Genomic DNA, 19,492 nt, shown 5'->3' with positions numbered 1-19,492 from the left:
CGCCCGTGCGCGGTCACAGCCCCCGGTCACCGATCTGTCGTCGCCGCCCGCCTACCGCGGAAGAACCCGCTTCCGCCACGACCCGCGGCCGGGAGCCGCGGCCGCTGGGTCCGCCGCGGCAGCCGTGGCGGACGTGGCGGACGTGCTCCGGGACTCGACGCGGGGCTGCGGCTGGGCACCCGCGGGCGCGCCCTGCTTGGGCCGCTGCGGGGTGAAGTGCACGGGCAGGGTGTTCAGGCGGCTGGACACCATCGAGGTGGTGACCGACAACTCGGTCTCCGGCACCGAGAGTTGAATGTCGGGGAGCCGTGCGAGCAGCGTGTCGATGGCGGTGTCGGCGATGGCCCGTCCGATGTCCATGCCGGGGCACTCGTGCGGGCCCTTGCCGAAGGCCAGGTGCGAACGGTTGCCGTGCACGGGCGTGGACAGGTCCGGGCGTACGGCGGGGTCGCGGTTGCCGGCGGACAGACCGAGCAGCACCATGTCGCCGCCGTCGATCCGCTGCCCGCCGAGCACCGTGTCGCCGGTGGCCCAGCGGTTCGGGATCAGCGAGAGCGGCGGCTGGTCCCACATCACCTGGTCCAGCGCGTCCGGCAGGGTCATCTGACCGCCCGCCAGGTTGCCGCGGAAGCGGCGGTCGGTGAGCACCATCCGCAGCGTGTTCGCCACCAGGTTGGCGGTGTTCTCGTTCGCGGCGACCAGGGCGTGCCGCAGGTGCTGGAGCACCTCGTCGTCGGACAAGCCTGCCTCGTGGCGCAGCAGCCAGCTGGTGAGGTCGTCGCCGGGCGCGACCTTCTTGCGCCGGATCAGCTCTTCCATCGTCTCGACGACGATCTGGTTGCTCTTCACGGCGGTCTCGGTGGGCCGCACCAGGTCGCGGACGGCCTCGCCCAGCGGCAGCGCGTCCTGCTCGGGTATGCCGAACTGCCGGCTCAGCACCAGGATCGGCAGCTTCTCCGCGAAGTCGGTCACCAGGTCGGCCTGGCCGGCCGCGGCGAACGCGTGGAGCAGGCGGTCGGTGTAGCGCACCACGTAGCGGCGGTTCCCGTGCCGGTTGATGCGCGCCAGGCTGTCGGTGACCGCGCTGCGCAGCCGGGCGTGCTCGTCGCCGTCGGCGAAGGCGATGACCGGCTGGTACGCGGTGATGGGCAGCAGCGGCGAGTCGGGCGCCAGGCGGACGTTCCAGCGGCGGGAGTCGGCGGAGAACAGCAGCGGGTTGCGCAGGACCTCCAGGTTCTCCTGGTGCCCCAGGACGAGCCATGCCCTGATCTCGCCGGGCAGCAGTACGGGCGCCACCGGCCCGTGCTCCTGGCGGAGCCGCTCGTACAGTTCGTGCGGTGCGCGTTCTGCCTCGGGCCCGTACAGCCGCCGCAATCCGCCGGCTCCCTGTGCGTGAGCAGGGCACTGCGCGGGCGGGGACGGCAGGGACGGGGTGCTGGGGGAGCCGGGAAAGGGGCTGGTCACAGGTCCTCCGAGAAGCAACGGCGGGGCAACGCGCAGCATATCGCCGGGGCGTGGCGCTCCCGTACCCAGCCCGTACACGGTCCGCACGCCCTGCGGCCGGAGCGGCTCCGGGCCGAACGGAACGGGCCGGAAAGGGCATGCAAGGAGGAGATGAACGGTCCCCCCGGGGCGGAAACCGGCCCGGGACGCCCCCTTTACGGCACCTGCCGGACAATTGATCATGATGGATGGCCGGTCGGACCGGAACGGAGAGGCAACGATGTCAGTGCGGCACGACGGAAGCGCGGCGGGCACAACGCCGCCCCTTCGCACCGCCCTTGACGGCGCCTCTCCCGCTCCGGCCCGCCGGTGTGCGCCGTACCTTCCGGTGCGGCGTTCCGCCCGAGCAAAGGACGAGTCGTGGCAGTAGCGGAGCAGTCGGTCGGTACGGAGTCGGTCCCGCGCGCGCCCGGAGCGGTGCCGCTGCTCGGGCACGCGGTGAGCTTGTGGCGCAACCCCTTCGGGTTCATGACGTCCCTGCGGGAGCACGGCGAGCTCGTCCGACTCGACCTCGGCACGATGCCCATCTACGTGGCGACATCCGCCGAGGTCGTCCACGAGGTGACGGTGCGCCAGGCCCGCTCCTTCGAGAAGGGACGTTTCTTCGACCGGCTGCGGCCCCTCGCGGGCAACGGCCTGGCCAACGCCAACGGCGAACTGCACCGCGCGCACCGGCGGCTCATCCAGCCGATGTTCGCCAAGGAGCGCATCGCGGCCTACTCCGACACGATGCGGCGCAACGCCCTCGCCGTCTCCGACCGGTGGACGGCCGGTCAGGAGCTGGACGTGGCCCACGAGATGGCCGCCTTCAGCATCGAGACGCTGGCCTCCACCATGTTCTCCTCGGACATCGGCCGGCCCGCGGTGGAGGCCATCCGCAGAAATCTGCCGATCGCCCTGAAGAACCTGCTCCTCCGCGCGGCCTCCCCGAAGATCCTGGACCGGCTGCCGATCCGCCCCAACCGCGAGTTCGACGCCGCGGTCGCCGAGCTGCGCCAGGTCATCGACGAAGTGATCAGGACCGCGCGTACCGAGCAGCACACCGGCCACGACGACCTGCTGTCGCTGCTGCTCGCGGAGGGCGACCGGCTGTCCGACACCGAGGTACGGGACGAGCTGAGCACCATCCTCTTCGCCGGCGCCGAGACCACGGCGGGCACGCTCGCCTGGGCCTTCCACGAACTGGCCGGGCACCCCGAGGTGGAACGGCAGGTGGTGGCGGAGATCGCGGAGGCCGTCGGCGACCGCCCGGTGACCGTCGAGGACGTGCCCCGCCTGCCGACCGTGCGCCGGGTCCTGGACGAGGTGATCCGCCTGCACGGTGTCACCCTCCTCATGCGCCGGGCCACCGAGCCGGTGGTCATCAACGGCGTGCGGCTGCCGGCCGGCACCGAGGTCGCCTTCAGCCTCTACGCCCTGCACCGCGACCCGAACGTCTACGCCCACGCCGACCGCTTCGACCCCGACCGGTGGCTGCCCGAGCGGCAGCGGGAAGCCGGCCTCGGCCGCGAGACGTTCATCCCCTTCGGGGCCGGCAACCGCAAGTGCCTCGGCGACCAGTTCATCTACACCGAGGCGACCATCGCCCTGGCCACCTGGCTCCCGAGGTGGCAGCTCGTCCCCGTACCCGGCCACACCCCGAAGGAGATCGCCTCCGCGGTGGCGGCGGCCGACCGCATCCCCATGACCGTCACCGAGCGCCGCCCCTGACATGGCCGGAAAGCCACCACTCATGATCGTGCCGCGCGGAAGTCCGATAGGTTCGCGGCGCGGTCCCCGGGCCCGGCCCCGGCAGCTCCGGCCCGGCGGCCCCGGTCCGGCTCCGACCCAGGCCCCGGCATAAGGAAACTCCCTGATGAGCACCTCGGACAGCGTCGACGTCCCGGACGCGCTGGCCGCGTCGTACGGCAAGAGCGACGCCGGACGGGCCTGGCTCGCCGCCCTGCCCGCCCAGGTCGCGGATTTCCTGGAGCGCTGGGAGCTGAGGCGGGACGGTGCGGCCCGGTCCGGGATGGCCTCGCTCGTCCTCCCGGTCGTGCGTACGGACGGGACGCGCGCCGTACTGCGGTCCCAGATGCCCACGGAGGAGACCGACGCCGCACTGGTCGGACTGCGCACCTGGAACGGTGACGGCGCCGTACGGCTGATCGCGCACGACCGGCCGAGCGGCGTCATGCTGCTGGAACGGCTGGACGGAGCCCGTACGCTCGCCTCCGTCGCGGACGACGACACCGCGACGGCCATCCTGGCCGGACTGCTGCGGCGCCTCGTCGCCGTTCCCGCCCCAGCGGGCCTGCGCGGACTCGGCGACATCGCCGCCGGCATGCTGGAGCAGACGCCGGAGGCGGTGACGGCGCTGTCCGACCCCGCCGACCGTCAGCACCTGCGGCACTGGGCCTCGGTGGTGGCCGACCTGGCCGGCGAGCCGGGCGACCGGTTGCTGCACTGGGACCTGCACCACGGCAACGTGCTGGCCGGGGAGCGCGAACCGTGGCTCGCCATCGACCCGGAACCGCTGGCCGGCGACCCCGGCTTCGACCTGTGGCCCGCCCTGGACAGCCGGTGGGAGGAGATCGCCGCGACGGGCCGGGCCCACCGCGTGGTGCGCCGCCGGTTCGACCTGCTCACCGAGGCGCTCGGGCTGGACCGCGAACGGGCGGCCGGCTGGACGCTGGGCCGGCTGCTGCAGAACTCCCTGTGGGACATCGAGGACGGGGCGACGGCACTCGCCCCGTCGCAGGTCACCGTCGCGGAGGCGTTGCTGCGCCGGTAGCGGGGCGCCGGTGCGACGCGCGTGCGGCGGGGTGGCCGTACGGCGTGGCCGTGTGAGGAGCCGGCCGTACTGCGGGGCCGTCCGGCAGGGGTGCCCGCTCCGTGACTCAGACCACAGCGACAACGCCCGGACGCCGGGTGTAAGGCCGGTCGGCCGGGACACACGAGCGGCAGTGCTTCGGAACCGTAGGCACCCTTCCCTTTTCTCGGCCGAGGGGCCCGTCTGCCGTCTTCCGGACCGGCCTCTCGCCTGCCTGTGACCACCCAAGTGAAGCGGTAAAGGAGAGCCGGCGATGGCCACCCCCGCGACCGCGCGCCCCCATGAGCGCGGTGCCAAGGATGTCGACACCAGTGACGAGTTCCGTCTGCTGGCAACGCTGGAGGACGGGCCGGTCAAGGAGCAGATACGCCGGCGCATCATCACCGCCTGGCTGCCGATGGCCCACCGCCTCGCGTACCGGCTGCGGGAGCGCGGCGAACACCTCGACGACCTGAAGCAGGTCGCCGCCCTCGGCCTGGTCAAGGCCGTCGACCGCTTCGACCCGGACCGCGCGGACGCGTTCGAGCAGTTCGCCGTGCCCACCATCACGGGCGAACTCAAGCGGCACTTCCGCGACCACACCTGGCACGTGCACGTACCGCGCCGCATCCAGGAACTGCGCAACAAGGTCCGTCTCGCGGTCAAGGAACTCAGCACCACCCTGGACGGGCGGACGCCCGGCACCGAACAGATCGCCGCGCACACCCGGCTGTCGGAGAAGGATGTCACGCTCGGGCTGCGGGCGCTGGAGAGCTACCGGTCGCTGTCCCTGGACGCCGCCCTCGACCAGGGCGGCGAAGGCGGCGACGAGCACACCCTGCTGCACGTCCTCGGCGCCCTCGAAGACGCCTTCGCGCTCGTCGAGGACCGCGAGACGGTCAAACCGGTGCTGGCCCGGCTGCCCGAACGGGACCGCCGCATCCTGTACCTGCGGTTCTTCGAGGACATGACGCAGAGTGCCATCGCCGCCGAACTGGGCGTGTCGCAGATGCATGTCTCCCGCCTGCTCAACCGGGCGCTGACCCGGATACGTACGGAGGCGACCCGGGCCCCGGCGGAGCAGTACCGCAAGGCTGCCTGAGCAACCGTACGGCCCCTGCGCGGCCCCACCTCGTCCCTTGCCTCCGCCCTGTTTCCGCTCCGGCGGGACGGGCGGGGCATGAGGTGTGGCCGCGCCGAAGGGGTACCGAGTGAAAACGTACGGTCCACCGACAGAAGCGGACCGGAAGAGGAACGGAGCATGCATGGCCGGTCAGTCGCGGAAGCAAGAGCCCGTACAGCGCGGGCCCGCACGGCAAGGAACCTCGCAGGGCCACCGCGAGCAGCCCGCCGAGCAGGGGCGCCTCGCCCGGGTGCGGCAGTGGTGGAGCCGGGCCTGGGGCTCGGCGGGGCACGAACGCCACACGCTGCTGCTGATCGGCAAGAGCACGCTGGCGGCGACCGCCGCCTGGGTGCTCTCCTACAACCTGCTCGACGCGGAGTCACCGGCGTTCGCGCCGTTCTCCGCGGTCCTGATCATGCAGGTGACGGTGTACCAGTCCCTGCTGCAGTCGCTGCGGTACGTGGGGGCGGTGGCGACCGGGGTCGCCGTGCAGGCCGTCCTCGGGTACCTGGCCGGCCCCGACCTGCTCACCTTCGCCCTCGTGGCGGTGGTGGCGCTCACCATCGGCCGGTGGCCCGCCCTCGGGTCGCAGGGCTCCCAGGTGGCGACGGCGGCCTTCTTCGCCTTCTCCACCTATGTCTCGGCACCGGCCGGAATCGGCAAGATCACTCACCTGGGGCAGATCATCCTGCTGGTCCTCATCGGGTGCGGCGTCGGCGTGATCGTCAACGTCGCCCTGGTCCCGCCGCTGCGCTACCGCAGCGCCGAACACGGCATCCACACCCTCGCCCGCGCCCTGTGCGACCTGGTCAGCGACATGTACCCGGCGATGCGGGAGGGCGAGATGGAGGAGGAGCGCATCAGCCACTGGCGCAGCCGCGCCGAACAGACCGGCGGGCTGATCAACCAGGCCGAGAACGGGCTGCGGACGGCGCGCGAGAGCCTCTACTACAACCCGCGCAACCGCCTGGGCCGCCACCGGGGCCGTAAGGGCTTCGAAGGGTACGGCACGGTGCTCAGGGCGCTGGAGCGGACCATGTACCAGATGGCCTCGCTCACCCGCAGCCTCGACCAATGGCGCCAGGACGGCAGCGAACGGGACCGGCGCTTCCTGCGCGGCTACGCCGACTTCCTGGAGTCCGTCTCCCGGATCACCCAGGTCCTGGGGCAGCTGACCGAGGAATCGCTGTCCGACCAGGCCGGCGAACTGTGCGGTCTGGCGGACCAGGCCCAGGAGTGCTGCCGTGGGGTGACCGAACAGGCCGAGCAGGACGGGCTGCCGCTGACCGACCCGGCCTACCCCTACGGAGTGCTCGTGGTGGAGGCCACCCGGCTGATGGACGAGTTCCAGTACACCTGTGACGTACTCCAGCAGCAGGTCGATGACGCATGACGTCCGTGCCGGGTTCCCCCAGGTGCGGACCTGTCCGGGTGATGTTCGCAGCCGGCCGGCACCAGCACCGTGCGCCGCCGCCGTCGTTAGTCCTTTCAACCGACAAGGAGAACGACATGTCTGCTGAGACCACCGACGCTCCCACCCTGCCGGGTGACGGGTCCCTGTGCATTCACAACGACTGGTTCGAGAGCGGCTGGCCCGTCGTCATGCCGCTCCACCAGGCCATGTGGGCGGTCATGCTGTTGAGCACCGCGACGGCCCGGGGGGTGAGGGGCGACCTCGACGCCGTCGCCGTACAGGTCTTCGGCGACGACCCCCGGCGTGCCCCGCGCGGTATCGGCGGCCAGGGACTGGAGTCGCCGCTGGTATGGCTGGACGCGGAGGCCGTGGAGGCGGCGGACAGCCCCGAGGAAGCCGCGCGGATCACGGCGGACGCGCAGAAGCACCGCGCGTGGTGCGAAGAGGCGCTGCGCGCGGCCGGCCTCCCGGCCCCGTCCACCATGCGGGACCTGGCAGTGGTCCTGGAGCGCCTGGGGATCGCCCGGTGCGAGGACGGGCGGTGGACGATGCCCGACTGCTTCCCCCGGCCGGAGGACGTGCTGCGGCTGCCGGAAGAGCTCCTCGAACGCCTCCGGCGCCTCCGGCGGATGCAGGACGGCGAACCGGCCGAACGCGCCCTGCTGCACTACGTCACCCACACGCTCGGCCGCCCCGCGCAGTTCATCACGACACTGCAACGGCTGAAGCAGGCCACCGGCTTCGGGGCCGGCAGGCTGCGGGACACCCTCGACCACCTCGTCACCGTCACGGGCGAGATCAAGCTGTACCGCGGCCAGCCGCCCGTCACCGTCATGGCGAAGGATCTGACCGGGCAGAGCCGCTTCCTGGTCGCCGTGGACTGGGCCCGTATCGACGAGGGCCGCAACCAGGTGGTGCGCGTCGTCTGACGGTCCCGCGTCCTCCTCGTCCTCACGATGGGCGCCAGGCGATGCTTACCGCCGACTTACCGCACTTCCGTGCAGGATGGGCAAGGTTTGCACCGCCGCGTACTGCCGTACTCCCGTTTACTGCCGTACTGCGCAACACCTGAGGAAGGAACAGCAGTGGGCCCGTTTCCCGTCCCCGTCCCCGTACCGGTCGCCTTGTCCGTTCTGCGGGGCTGCCGGGGCTGACCGCCGTGCCTGTCCCCGCCGAGCCGCACCCGTCGACGGTCCTGCCTCCGAAGCCGTCCGCCGGCCCGGAGCCCGCGCTCCGGCCGGTGCGATGGTTCCGGCCGACCATCCGGATACGGCTCACGCTGCTGTACGGCGGCATGTTCCTGATGGCCGGCGTCGTGCTGCTCGCGATCATCTACATGTTCGCGGCGAACACCCTCAAGGAAGGCACCCCGGAGTTCCAGGTCTTCGGTTCGGACATCAGCCTGGGCAACGTGAACTGCCGGGACCTTCCGGCGGTCGCCACGGTCGACGACATCAACGCGGCCATCAGCAACTGCCTCCGCGAGCAGCGCGCCTCGGTGCTCCAGACCTTTCTCAACCGGTCGCTGCTGGCGCTGCTGGGCCTGACCGTCGTCGCGTTCGCCTTCGGGTACGCGATGGCGGGGCGGGTGCTGTCGCCGCTGGGGCGGATCACCCGTACCGCGCAGCGGGTGGCCGGTTCGGACCTGCACCGCCGGATCGAGCTGGGCGGTCCGGACGACGAGCTCAAGGAGCTGGCCGACACCTTCGACGAGATGCTGGACCGGCTGGACCGGGCCTTCGAGTCGCAGCGCCGGTTCGTCGCCAACGCCTCGCACGAGCTGCGCACGCCGCTGGCGATCAACCGGACGCTGCTGGAGGTGCAGCTCGCCGATCCGCAGGCCTCGCCGGAGCTGGCGCAGCTGGGCAAGACGCTGCTGGCCACCAATGAGCGCAGTGAGCAGCTGGTCGAGGGTCTGCTGCTGCTGGCGCGCAGCGAGAACAAGATCGTGGACAAGAAGCCGGTCGATCTGGCCGAGGTGGCCTCGCAGGCCGTCGACCAGGCCCGCGCCGAGGCGCAGGCCAAGGGCGTGGAGATGCGCGGCGTGCGCCAGCAGGCGTTCGTCCAGGGCAACGGTGTCCTGCTGGAGCGCATCGCGCTCAACCTCGTACAGAACGCGGTGCGCTACAACGTGCCCCAGGACGGGTGGGTGGAGGTGACGACGGAGCCGCAGCAGGGCTGCGCGGTGCTGGTGGTCTCCAACACCGGCCCGGCCGTCCCGGCCTACGAGGTGGAGAACCTCTTCGAGCCGTTCCGGCGCCTGCGCACGGAACGCACCGGCAGCGACAAGGGCGTCGGCCTCGGCCTCACCGTCGTGCGCTCGGCGGTACGCGCCCACGACGGCACCACCACGGCGACACCCCGCGAGGGCGGCGGGCTGACCGTCCGCGTCGTCCTGCCGCTCTGAGACAGCCGTACCCGGCCGGGAAACCGGCCGGGTACAGGGTTGTCGGGGCCTTCGCGGACCGGTGACCTACTTCTTCACGATGGCGAAGGTGTCACCGGCGACATCGCTCACCGTGCAGTCCATGCTGTTGTAGCGGTCGACGAAGGTGCCGGTCAGGTAGGCGTACGCGTCGTACGCCTGATCACCCAGGGGCAGCCCTTCCCGGACCCGGAACCGCAGCTGCACATGGACGGATTCACGCGGCTTGAGCGTCTTGGGGGCCGGGACGGCGCCCGAGGCGACCTCGCCTTCCCGCAGCGTCTGCCACGCCTTCCGCGCCGGGTCCCAGTACTGCAGGTCGGCGTAGGGGCTCAGGTAGCGCTCGCCCGGGTTGTAGACGTGATTGCTCACCTTGGCGCTGAGGCTGAAGGACTTCATCTCCTTCTTCGAGGTGTTGGTGAGGGTGGCGTTGAAGGTGTTCCACCTGGTGCCGAGGGTGATCGTCTGGGGTACGCCGAAGGACCGGCCCACGAACGCCTGGTTGTGGTGCCCGCCGATCTCGTGGCAGGGCGGCATCTCCTCGGCGGGAGCCGCCTGTGCGACGGGCGCCGCGGCCAGCGCCACCGGGAGCAGGACGGCCGTCGCCGCCGAGGCCGAAAGGGCACGGCGTATCTTCATGGGAACCTCTTTCTCGTACTTCTTCTTCGTACGTTCGCGGATCGTGCGGGGCGCGGTCCCGCCGCTCACGCGGTGGCGTCCGTGCCACCCTGGGCGGCCGCGCCCCGGCGCCGCCGCGAGCCGAACACGGCTCCCGCGCCGACGGCCATCGCGGCGCCGCCGGCGAGCGCGACGGTCGGCAGTGCGGTGGCGGAGCCGGTCCGGGCGAGCTGACCACCCTGCGGCCCGGCGCCGCCGTCGGAGCCGGCACCGGCGTGAGTGCCGCTCTGGGCCGCGTCGCCGCCCGGCTTGCCGGACTGGCCCGGCTTCGTGGCCGGGGGCTGTGTGGGCTTGCCGCCGGCAGGCAGGATCGTGAAGTCGGTGAAGGACTCCTTGGCCGAGCCGCAGGAACCGTCGCGGTTGCGGTAGTCGCCCGAGGCGAGCATGAACCCGGAGCCGGGCTTGGCGTTCTTCACCACACGGGTACGCAGCTCCAGCGTGACACTCTTGTGCGCGCCGATCGCGAAGGAGCCGAAGAGCTCCCTCGTGTCCGCGTCCTGGAAGGTCTTCCAGGAATTCGTCCTGCTGTCGTGGTACTCGGTCTCCAGCTCCAACCACGGCCGGTCCACGTCCTCCGAGGAGGACACGTGCAGGAACGGCTGCACCTGCTCCATGGCCTTGCCGGTGGTGTTGCCGAGCGTCATGGAGAACCGCGTCCAGGCGCCGCCCGCGACCAGCTGGGGCGGAACCTTGTTGACCGCCACCCGCAGCTGGTCGGACGCGAACGCGCAGGTCTGGTCCTGGCCTTCGGTGCTCTCGCTGCCCTTGGCGGCTTCGGAGCCCTTCGTGCCTTCGCCGCCCTCGGGGTTCTTGCCCGTACCGGCGGCAGGGCCGGTACCGGGGGCCTTGCCCTCCTTGCCCGCTTCGGTGTCCTTATCGGCCTTGTCGGCCTTGTCGGCAGGCTTGGCGTCCTGGCCTTTGTTCCCGCCCTGCTCGCCCTTCTCGCCCTCATCGGCTGTGCCGGCCTGGCCCGGGTTCCCGGCTTCCGTGGGGCCGGCGGAGGCGGGGGTACGGACACCGGCCCCCGGCGCCGGCTCCGTCGCGAACGCGGCGGCGGGCGCGGCCATGACGGCGACGGGTGCTAGTACGGCGGCCGCCGCGGCGACCGTCAGGGCACGGCGTATTTTCATCCAGCACACCTCTCGAATTCCAGCTGCCACATAGGTGGCACGAGCATCTGTACACCTGTCCTGACGGCCGGTGCCGAGGAACGGTTGTGTACTCAACGTGCGGAATTCAAGGGGTAGGTGAATGTTGCGTAGGTGAAGCCTGGGGGCTCGACAGTTACGTACGTAATCGCGGCCGGCGGCATCGTCACATGCGGAAGCGCCGACCACTCCACGAGCCCCGCCCTGTACCGGCGCCCGTGGCAAGTGATCGGCGAACCTCACCGAAGCCGGAGCCCGTCCGGCTTCGCCGCTGTCCCTCGGTTGCTCCTCCGCTGTTTCTCCGTCATTCCTCCACCCGCAGGGCGCCGGACGGACACAGCATTCCGGCTTCGAGGGCGGCGTCCCGGCTGTCGTCGCCGGGCTCCGGGGTGAGTACGGTGACGATGCCGTCCTCGTCCTGGTCGAAGACGTCGGGCGCGGTCAGTGCGCACATTCCGGCGCCGACGCAGACCGCTCGGTCGGCGGTCACCTTCATCGGTTCCACCTCTTCTCCCTCTCCTCTGTCCGGGTCACCAGGTGACGGGAAGTTCGTTGACGCCCTGGATGGTGGTGCCGGGACGCAGTTCCAGGCGCTCGACCGGGGTGGCCAGCCGCAGGGTGGGGATGCGCTCGAACAGCGCGGTCAGGATGATCTCCAGTTCGAGCCGGGCCAGGTTCTGGCCGAGGCACTGGTGGACGCCGTAGCCGAAGGCGAGATGGTGCCGGGCCGAGCGGTGGATGTCGAAGGTGTCGGGATCGCGGAAGACGTCCGCGTCGCGGTTGGCGATGGAGTTGGTGACGATCACGCCCTCACCGGCCCGGATCAGCTGCCCGTCGATCTCGATGTCGGCGGTGGCGACCCGGCCGCCCGCGATGTCGGCGATGGCAAGATAGCGCAGCAGCTCTTCGACGGCGCCGGGGACGAGTGCCGGATCGGCGCGCAGGGCGGCCAGCTGGTCGGGGTGGTCGAGCAGGGTGATGACACTGAGGGAGGTCATCGACGCGGTGGTCTCGTGCCCGGCGATGAGCAGCAGCATGGCGTTGGAGATCAGCTCTTCGCGGTCGGTCGCACCTTCCGCGAGCTGCCGGTGGACCAGCGCGCTGAGCAGGCCGGGTCCGGGCTCGGCCGCCAGGCCGGTGATCAGTTCGTCCAGATACCGCTCCAGGTCGTCGCGCGCGCCGGCCGCGTCCGCCGCGTCCGTGGACTGCACCAGGCGCCTGCTGGCGTCCTGGAAGAAGTCGTGATCGGCGTACGGGACACCCAGCAACCGGCAGATCACCATCGAGGGCACCGGCAGCGCGAACCGGCTGACCAGGTCGGCGGGCGGGCCCGCCGCGAGCATCTCGTCGAGGAACCCGTGCACGATGCGTTCGACGTCCGGGCGCATCCCCTTGATGCGCTTGACGGTGAACTCGCTGATCGTCATCCGGCGCCGCTTGCCGTGCTCGGGCGGGTCCATGCCGATGAAGGCGGGTCGGCGGTCGCGCAGCGCCTCCAGGCGCGGGGAGGTGAGCGGGAAGGTCGGGTGGTTGCGGTCGGAGGACAGCCGGGGGTCGGCGAGCAGCTTGCGGGCGGTCTCGTGCTTGGTCACCACCCAGGCTTGCCGGCCGTCGTAGAGGGTCACCGCCCGCAGCGCGTCCGGTTCGTCACGCAACCGGGCGTAGGAGGCGGGTAATTGGTACGGGCAGGTGCGGTTGCTGGGGAAGGCGGGGGCGTCGGTCGTACGGAGAGGTGCAGAGGTCTCGGTCATCGGTCCCCTTGAAGGTGCTGACAGCCTTTTTAAAGAACGGTCAGTTCTCTAACTCGGAGGCTAGAGTGCTCCCTTAGAGAACGCAACGTCCTCTCGGCATCCTTTGCCCACTCCAAGGAGTCACGCTGTCTTCGAACGCCGACGACCGGCCCGCCCCGCCGGCCGCCGACCACCGCAAAGGGCCGCGGCGCCGCGGCGAGGAACTGGAACACGCCATCCTGATGGCGGCGTTCGACGAACTGGCCGAGGTGGGCTACGCCGCGCTGACCATGGAACGCGTCGCCGCCCGCGCCCGTACGAGCAAGGCCGCCCTCTACCGCCGGTGGACCGGACGCGCCGAACTGGCCCTGGACGCCTGGCAGGCACGCGGCCTGTCCGACGTCGAACTGCCCGACACCGGCACACTGCGCGGCGACATGCTTGCCCTGCTGCGGCAGGTGTCCGCCAAGATGGACAGCCCGATCGGCGGCATCATGCGCGGCCTGCTGGTGGATCTGACCCGCGACCCCGAGTTCGCCCGGCTGATCCGTGAACGTATCCACACCACCGGCCCGGTGGCGGTCCGGACCATCCTGCGGCGGGCCGTCGAGCGCGGCGAGGTCGAGGAGTGGGTGCCGGTCTCACGGCGGGCCGGCGTCGCCACCGACCTGCTCCGCAACGAGTTCCTGCTCTTCGGGGCCCCCGTGGAGGACGAGACCATCATCGAGATCATCGACGATGTCTACCTGCCGCTGGTCCTGGCCCCGGCCCCGAGACCGACGCCGCGCTCCGGCCATCCTCGCGAGGAGCGGTAACTGCGGGGCTGCTGAAGGGCGCGAGGCGCCGTCGAAAATGCCGTGCCGCGCCAGCGGCGGAGGCGCAGACTCGCTCCATGGCGGACATGTGCGCGTTCCGGGACGCGGTCAGCGGCTGGGCCGGCGGCGGGCGGGGCGGGCCCGCGAGCGATCTGGCCGTGCGCCTGGGAGTGCGGACGGCGGTGCTGCTGGAAGGGCCGAGCGACCACGCGGCCGTCGAGGCGCTGGCCGAACGGCGTGGCCGAAACCTCGCCGCCGAAGGAGTGTGCGTCCTGCCGATGGGCGGGGCGATGTGCGTCGGCCGCTACGCCGGACTCCTCGGGCCGCCCGGCCTCGGCCTGCGCCTGGCCGGCCTGTGCGACGAGGGCGAGCAGCGGTACTACGAGCGCGGCCTGGCGCGGGCAGGGGCTCCGTGCGCGGGGTTCTTCGTGTGCGTGACGGACCTGGAGGACGAGCTGATCCGGACGCTGGGCACGGCGAGGGCCGAGGAGATCGTACGGGCCGAGGGCGACCTGCGGGCCTGGCAGACCTTCTTGCGTCAGCCCGCACAGCACGGCCGGCCCCGGCACCAGCAGTTGCGGCGTTTCCTCGGCACGAAGAAGGGCCGCAAGATCCGCTACGGCCGCCTCCTCGTGGAGGCCCTCGGCCCTGGACAGGTGCCGGCCCCGCTGGACGGCCTTCTCCTGAGCCTGTGAATGTCGGGGCGGAGCCACGGCCGAGGCCCGAGCGACCACCGCGTACGACGGTGCGTTCAGGCGCAGCGCACCGCGTATCCGGCGTATGTCGCTACGCGGTCCGAGCCGAGTCCGAGTCCGCGCCCGGGGCCGCCTCCGCACCAGGCAGCGACAGGTCGCGAAGATGCGCGGCCAGCACATCGACGCAGGTCCGCGGGGACAGGCTCGCGGGGTGCAGTACCGCTCTGAGCCCGAGGCCGTCCAGGAGTGCCGTCAGCCGCTCGGTCTCGATGCCGATGTCGAGGCCGGGCCGCAGGGTGCCTGCCGCGACGAGCCGCGTGAGCGCCCGGCGTACCAGGTTGCCCGTGCCTTCGGCGGTCCGGCGCGACAGGTCGCCGAAGGCCGGGTCGGTACGGGCCGCGGTGTTGAAGTCCAGGAAGACGGTGACCTCGGCGCGGCGGCGCTCGTCGAGCGGCAGGAGCTCGGCCAGGAACCCGGCGGCGAGCCGGAGCTGTTCGGGGCGGGGATGCCGCGCCAGGTCCCCGATCCGCTCGACGTGTTCGAGCAGGCGTCGTTCGACCCGGTCGAGCATCGACTGCATGGCGAAGCGCATCAGGTCCTGCTGGCTGTCGAAGTAGTGCCGCAGTGAACCGATGTTGAGCCGCGCCTCGTCGGCGACGGCACGCAGCGAGGTGCGCTGCAGACCATCGCGGACGACGACGCGGAACAACGCGTCGACGACGAGGCGGCGGCGCGCCTCCGGATCTACATGTCGGGGCATGCGACCTTTCTATCACGCCTGTGATACAACGGATTTATCACAGGCGTGACACAACGAAGGAGAATGCTCCGTGGAGACGTACCTCCATCTCATGCTCATCAGGTTCGGTCTGATCGCCGGCGGGCTCGTGGTGCTGGCGGCGCTGGTCTTCGCCATCGCTCTGACCCTGCGGCGCAGGGGGAGGCTCGACGGAGTACGCCGCTGCGCGGACCCCGCGGTGAAGGCCGGGCTGCGGGCCGCTGTCCGTCGGTTCGAGGGCGGTAGGAGCGGGAAGCCGGGATCCCGGCCGGGGGACGGCCGGCAATGACCGGCGGGCCGACCGACGGGCCGCCCCCCGCCGCGTCACGTCCCCGGTCGTTGTGCCGCACCCCCGTGCCGCGCCACACTCCCGGTGCCGTGCCGTGCCGCACCGCGTGCCGGCCCGCCGGCCGTCGTGCTCCAAGCTCTCGTGGTTCCGCATTGATGCGCAGGGCCCTCACCTGCGGTGAATCAAAAACCGCAGCTTGCCCCCCCGCGTACCGCAGTTGGCTGACAGGCGTCTTCTACGGGTGGGCGGGCCGTGCTGGGGTGGGCGGGACGTGATCGCGAGGAAAGGGGCAGGTACGGATGGGACGCCGGGAGCTTCCCCTGGATCCGGCCGCCGGCCCCGTGCAGCGCTTCGCCCACGAGCTGCGCACGCTGCGCAGGGCGGCCGGCGGGATCACGTACCGGGCGATGGCGCAGCGGGTCGATTGCTCGGCTCCGACGCTGTCGCGGGCCGCTTCCGGCGAGCAACTCGCCTCGTTGTCCACGGTGCTGGCGTACGTACGGGCCTGCGGCGGGGAAGAGGCGGAGTGGGCGGAGCGCTGGCGCCGGGCCGCGCGCGAGGTGGCGGCCGTGCCCGTGCCGCCGGAGCAGGAGGAGGGGGTCGAGCCGCCGTACCGGGGGCTGGCCCGCTTCGAGGTGGCGGACGAGAAACGGTTCTTCGGCCGGGAAGCCCTGGTGGCCACCCTGGTGGACAGCGCGCTCGCGCACCGGCTGACGGTCGTGGTGGGCCCGTCCGGCAGCGGCAAGTCCTCCTTGCTGCGGGCCGGACTGGTGCCCCGGCTGCAGCAGACCGCCGACCCGGACCGCCGGCCCGCAGCACTGCGCCTGCTGACTCCGGGAGCCCAGCCGCTGCGCACCCACCGGGCCCGCTGCGTCCCGGCCGGCCAGGAGAGCGGAGCGGGGGACACCTGGCTGATCGTGGACCAGTTCGAGGAACTCTTCACGCTCTGCCACGACCCGAGTCAGCGGACCGGTTTCCTGCGCCTGCTGCTGGCGGCCCGTGCGGCGGACAGCGGGCTGCGCGTGGTGCTGGGCGTACGGGCGGACTTCTACGGCCGTCTGCTGGAGCTGCCGGAACTGGCCGCCGCCACGGCCGAGTCCACCGTGGCGGTCGCCTCGATGAGCCCGGACGAGCTGCGCCAGGCGATCGTCAAACCCGCCACGGCCGCGGGCCTGTTCGTCGAACGCCCGCTGACCGCCCGCCTGATCCACGAGGTGGACCAGGAGCCGGGCGGCCTGCCGCTGCTCTCGCACGCCCTGCTGGAGACCTGGCGGCGCCGCCGCGGCCGTAACCTGACCCTGGAGGCGTACGAAGCCGCCGGCGGTATCCACGGCGCGGTCGCCCAGAGCGCCGAAGACCTCTGCACCGGCCTGACGCCCGACCAGGCACGGGCTGCCCGGCGTATCCTGCTGCGCCTCATCGCCCCCGGCCAGGGACGCCCGGACACCCGCCGGCCGGCCCCGCGCACCGAACTGGGCGCCGAGGATCCCACCACCGCCCGGGTGCTGGAGCGCCTGGCACGGGCCCGTCTGGTGACCACGGAGGAGGACAGCGTCCACCTCGCCCACGAGGCGCTGATCACCTCGTGGCCCCGGTTGCAGCAGTGGGTCGACGACGACCGCGAACGCCTGATCGTGCACCGCCGGCTGACCGAGGCGGCGGCCGTGTGGGCCGCGCTGGACCGCGACCCGGGGGCGCTGTACCGCGGTACCCGCCTGGCCGCGGCCCGCGAGGCGTTCGCCACCTCCGCCGCCCGCGGTGATCTCGCCCCGCTGGAAGAAGAGTTCCTGACCGCCGCCACCACTGCCCACGAACAGGAGCAGCGGACGGCGGCCCGCACCACTCGCCGGCTGCGTCAGGCGGCCGTCTCGCTGGCGGTCCTGCTGGCTCTGGCCCTGATCGCGGGCATGGTGGCCTTCGCGCAGTACCGCAGCAGTGAGGGCCAGCGCCGTACGGCGCTGTCGCGGCAACTGGCCGCCCAGTCCGTCACCCTTCTCGACGGCCACCCCGACCTGGCGTCCCTCCTGGCCGTCCACGCCTACCGCATCCGCCCCACGGCCGAGGCCACCGCCAGTGTCTTCGCCGCGGCCGCCCTGCCCGCGCGGCGCCGCCTGAGCGGCCACACCCAGGGCGTGAAGACGGTGGCGTTCGGCCCGGACGGGACCTTCCTGGCCTCCGGCAGCGACGACGGCACCGTACGGCTGTGGAACACCGGCACCGGCCGGTCCCGCACCGTCTCCAACGCGACGGCCGCCGGTCGCCGCACCGGCCCGAACACGGTGGCCTTCACCGCAGACGGCCGCACGCTCGCGACGGCGGACGGCGAAGGCACCGTACGCCTGCAGGACACCGGGACCGGCCGGAGACAGGCCACGCTGCCCGGCCACGCCTCCGCCGTGACGTCGATGGCCTTCAGCCCCGACGGCCGGACGCTGGCCACCGGAAGCTGGGACACCACAGTGCGCCTGTGGGACACCCGGGAGCTCACCGCCCGCACCGTCCTCACCGACCACAGCGACCGCATCAAGGCGATCGCCTTCAGCCCCGACGGGCGCACCCTGGCCACCGCCGGCGACGACGGCGCCGTCAAACTGCGCGACGCGGCCACCGGCGAGCCCCGCACCACCCTCGCCGACCGGTCGGACGTGGTGGTGACCCTGGCCTTCAGCCCCGACGGCAGCACACTGGCCACCGGCAGCGACGACGGTACGGTGCGGCTGTGCGCCCCGGACGACGGCGCGACCCGCACGGTCCTCAGCGGCCACACCGACGCCGTCACGTCGGTGGCGTTCAGCCCCGACGGGTCCACCCTGGCCTCCAGCAGTGACGACGGCACCGTACGACTCTGGGAGACACGGACCGGCAAGTCCGGAGCGGCGCTCAGCGGCAACGCCGGCGGGACGACCGCGATCGCCTTCGGGCCCGGCGGCCGCACCCTCGCCACCGGCAGCGCCGACGGCGCACTCTGGCTGTGGGACGTCCGCCGGACCCGGGCCCGCACCACGCTCACCGGCCACACCGGCGACGTCACCTCCGTGGCCTTCGGCCGGGACGGGCGCACCGTGGCCACCGGGAGCGACGAGGGCGCCGCGCGCCTGTGGGACTCCCGGACCGGCCGCTCCCGTGCCGTCCTGGGCGGCCACAGCCGCGCGGTGCTGTCCGTGGCGTTCAGCCCGGACGGGCGCACGCTGGCCACCGGCGCCGAGGACGAGACCGTACAGCTGTGGGACGCCGCCACCGGTCGCAAACGGGTTGCCTTCGACGTCGAAAGCAGCGTCCTCACCTTGGCGTTCAGCCCCGACGGGCGCACGCTGGCCACCGGCGACACGGACGGTGGGGTCCGGCTGTGGGACACGGACCGCGGCCGGTCATGGTCGACCCTCGGCGAGTCCGGGCCCCCCGTGACATCGGTGGCCTTCAGCCCGGACGGCCGCACGCTGGCCACCGGCGGCCACGACCACAAGGTACGCCTGTGGGACCTGTCCGTCCGGCAGCTGAACGCGACCCTGAGCGGACACCGCGACACCGTGTGGGCCGTGGCCTTCAGCCCGGACGGGCAAACCCTGGCCTCCGGCAGCTCCGACGGCACCGTCCGGCTGCGGGACACCGAGACCGGCGGCACCCGTACGGTCCTGACCGGCCACACCGGACCTGTACGGTCCGTGGTCTTCACCCCGGACGGCCGCACCCTCGCCACCGGCGGAGACGACCGCACCGTACGGCTGTGGGACCTCGCCTCGGCCCAGCCCCGCCTGACCCTGCCCGGCCGCGGCTGGCCGGTGACGTCCATGGCCGTAAGCCCCGACGGCCGCACCCTCGCCGTCGGCCAGACGGACAACAAGGCCCACCTGTGGCGCCTGGACCTGCCCGTCCCCGAGGAGGCCATCGCCAGAATCTGCCGCACTGTCGACCGGGACCTGACCCACCAGGAACGCACCACCTATCTGACGGACCCGCCGCGCCATGAGGGGTGTGCGCCGTGAGGGATGTGTGTTGTGGGGGCGGTGACGGTGAGGGCGGTGCGGCGTGAGGGCCGGGCGGCAAATTCGGATGCTGCCCCGCAGCCAAGGGTGTTGCATGCAAGCACTATGTGTACACCGAAC

The 19,492-nt window shown here is 72.1% G+C and carries 16 protein-coding genes; 10 read left to right on the top strand and 6 right to left on the bottom strand.

The window, feature by feature from the left end:
- Positions 1–51: 51 nt before the first annotated feature.
- Positions 52–1,464, bottom strand: coding sequence for a cytochrome P450 (locus OEIGOIKO_RS02060; protein ID WP_246177133.1), 1,413 nt, complete (start codon positions 1,462–1,464; stop codon positions 52–54).
- A 399-nt stretch (positions 1,465–1,863) separates the two neighbouring features.
- Here OEIGOIKO_RS02060 and OEIGOIKO_RS02055 point away from each other — a divergent pair, with 399 nt between their 5' ends.
- The 6 genes from OEIGOIKO_RS02055 to OEIGOIKO_RS02030 all read left to right on the top strand — a co-directional run bounded on the left by OEIGOIKO_RS02055 (position 1,864) and on the right by OEIGOIKO_RS02030 (position 9,238).
- Positions 1,864–3,213, top strand: a complete 1,350-nt coding sequence (locus OEIGOIKO_RS02055; protein WP_125051263.1) for a cytochrome P450 — start codon at positions 1,864–1,866, stop codon at positions 3,211–3,213.
- Between the two features lie 145 nt (positions 3,214–3,358).
- On the top strand, positions 3,359–4,276 hold the full coding sequence (locus OEIGOIKO_RS02050) for an aminoglycoside phosphotransferase family protein (RefSeq protein WP_125051261.1): 918 nt from the start codon (positions 3,359–3,361) through the stop codon (positions 4,274–4,276).
- Between the two features lie 292 nt (positions 4,277–4,568).
- Complete coding sequence (locus OEIGOIKO_RS02045; protein ID WP_125051259.1) at positions 4,569–5,396, top strand: SigB/SigF/SigG family RNA polymerase sigma factor; 828 nt, start codon at positions 4,569–4,571, stop codon at positions 5,394–5,396.
- Positions 5,397–5,559: 163 nt separating this feature from the next.
- Positions 5,560–6,810 carry an FUSC family protein gene (locus OEIGOIKO_RS02040; protein ID WP_125051257.1) on the top strand — a complete coding sequence of 417 codons (1,251 nt, stop codon included), beginning with the start codon at positions 5,560–5,562 and terminating at the stop codon, positions 6,808–6,810.
- 116 nt (positions 6,811–6,926) lie between these two features.
- The gene (locus tag OEIGOIKO_RS02035) at positions 6,927–7,760 is read left to right on the top strand and encodes a DUF6042 family protein (protein WP_125051255.1); all 834 of its coding nucleotides are present in this window, start codon (positions 6,927–6,929) and stop codon (positions 7,758–7,760) included.
- Between the two features lie 266 nt (positions 7,761–8,026).
- Positions 8,027–9,238 (top strand): sensor histidine kinase, encoded by a 1,212-nt coding sequence (locus OEIGOIKO_RS02030; RefSeq protein WP_246177936.1) that lies wholly within the window; start codon positions 8,027–8,029, stop codon positions 9,236–9,238.
- Positions 9,239–9,304: 66 nt separating this feature from the next.
- Here OEIGOIKO_RS02030 and OEIGOIKO_RS02025 read toward each other — a convergent pair whose 3' ends face one another.
- From OEIGOIKO_RS02025 to OEIGOIKO_RS02010, 4 genes are all read right to left on the bottom strand, one after another.
- Entirely contained in the window at positions 9,305–9,895 is a 591-nt protein-coding gene (locus OEIGOIKO_RS02025; RefSeq protein ID WP_125051251.1) for a hypothetical protein, read from the bottom strand.
- 65 nt (positions 9,896–9,960) lie between these two features.
- Positions 9,961–11,064 carry a hypothetical protein gene (locus OEIGOIKO_RS02020; protein ID WP_125051249.1) on the bottom strand — a complete coding sequence of 368 codons (1,104 nt, stop codon included), beginning with the start codon at positions 11,062–11,064 and terminating at the stop codon, positions 9,961–9,963.
- Between the two features lie 322 nt (positions 11,065–11,386).
- Positions 11,387–11,578, bottom strand: a complete 192-nt coding sequence (locus OEIGOIKO_RS02015) for a ferredoxin (protein WP_125058385.1) — start codon at positions 11,576–11,578, stop codon at positions 11,387–11,389.
- Positions 11,579–11,612: 34 nt separating this feature from the next.
- Positions 11,613–12,833, bottom strand: a complete 1,221-nt coding sequence (locus OEIGOIKO_RS02010) for a cytochrome P450 (protein ID WP_125051247.1) — start codon at positions 12,831–12,833, stop codon at positions 11,613–11,615.
- 221 nt (positions 12,834–13,054) lie between these two features.
- Here OEIGOIKO_RS02010 and OEIGOIKO_RS02005 point away from each other — a divergent pair, with 221 nt between their 5' ends.
- The gene (locus OEIGOIKO_RS02005; RefSeq protein WP_125051245.1) at positions 13,055–13,627 is read left to right on the top strand and encodes a TetR/AcrR family transcriptional regulator; all 573 of its coding nucleotides are present in this window, start codon (positions 13,055–13,057) and stop codon (positions 13,625–13,627) included.
- A gap of 77 nt (positions 13,628–13,704) precedes the next feature.
- Entirely contained in the window at positions 13,705–14,322 is a 618-nt protein-coding gene (locus OEIGOIKO_RS02000) for a TOPRIM nucleotidyl transferase/hydrolase domain-containing protein (RefSeq protein ID WP_125051243.1), read from the top strand.
- Positions 14,323–14,413: 91 nt separating this feature from the next.
- Here OEIGOIKO_RS02000 and OEIGOIKO_RS01995 read toward each other — a convergent pair whose 3' ends face one another.
- The gene (locus OEIGOIKO_RS01995) at positions 14,414–15,082 is read right to left on the bottom strand and encodes a TetR/AcrR family transcriptional regulator (protein WP_125051241.1); all 669 of its coding nucleotides are present in this window, start codon (positions 15,080–15,082) and stop codon (positions 14,414–14,416) included.
- 70 nt (positions 15,083–15,152) lie between these two features.
- On the opposite strand from OEIGOIKO_RS01995, the gene OEIGOIKO_RS01990 reads away from it, so the two are divergent.
- Both OEIGOIKO_RS01990 and OEIGOIKO_RS01985 read left to right on the top strand, forming a co-directional pair.
- Positions 15,153–15,389, top strand: coding sequence for a hypothetical protein (locus tag OEIGOIKO_RS01990; RefSeq protein ID WP_125051239.1), 237 nt, complete (start codon positions 15,153–15,155; stop codon positions 15,387–15,389).
- A gap of 299 nt (positions 15,390–15,688) precedes the next feature.
- Positions 15,689–19,372 (top strand): nSTAND1 domain-containing NTPase, encoded by a 3,684-nt coding sequence (locus OEIGOIKO_RS01985; RefSeq protein WP_125051236.1) that lies wholly within the window; start codon positions 15,689–15,691, stop codon positions 19,370–19,372.
- The last annotated feature ends 120 nt before the right edge of the window (positions 19,373–19,492 follow it).

Origin of the sequence: Streptomyces paromomycinus, from assembly GCF_003865155.1 — a bacterium.
Lineage (GTDB): Bacteria > Actinomycetota > Actinomycetes > Streptomycetales > Streptomycetaceae > Streptomyces > Streptomyces chrestomyceticus.
Note: the sequence above shows the minus strand (reverse complement) of the source record. Positions and strands in the feature narration are given on the sequence as shown.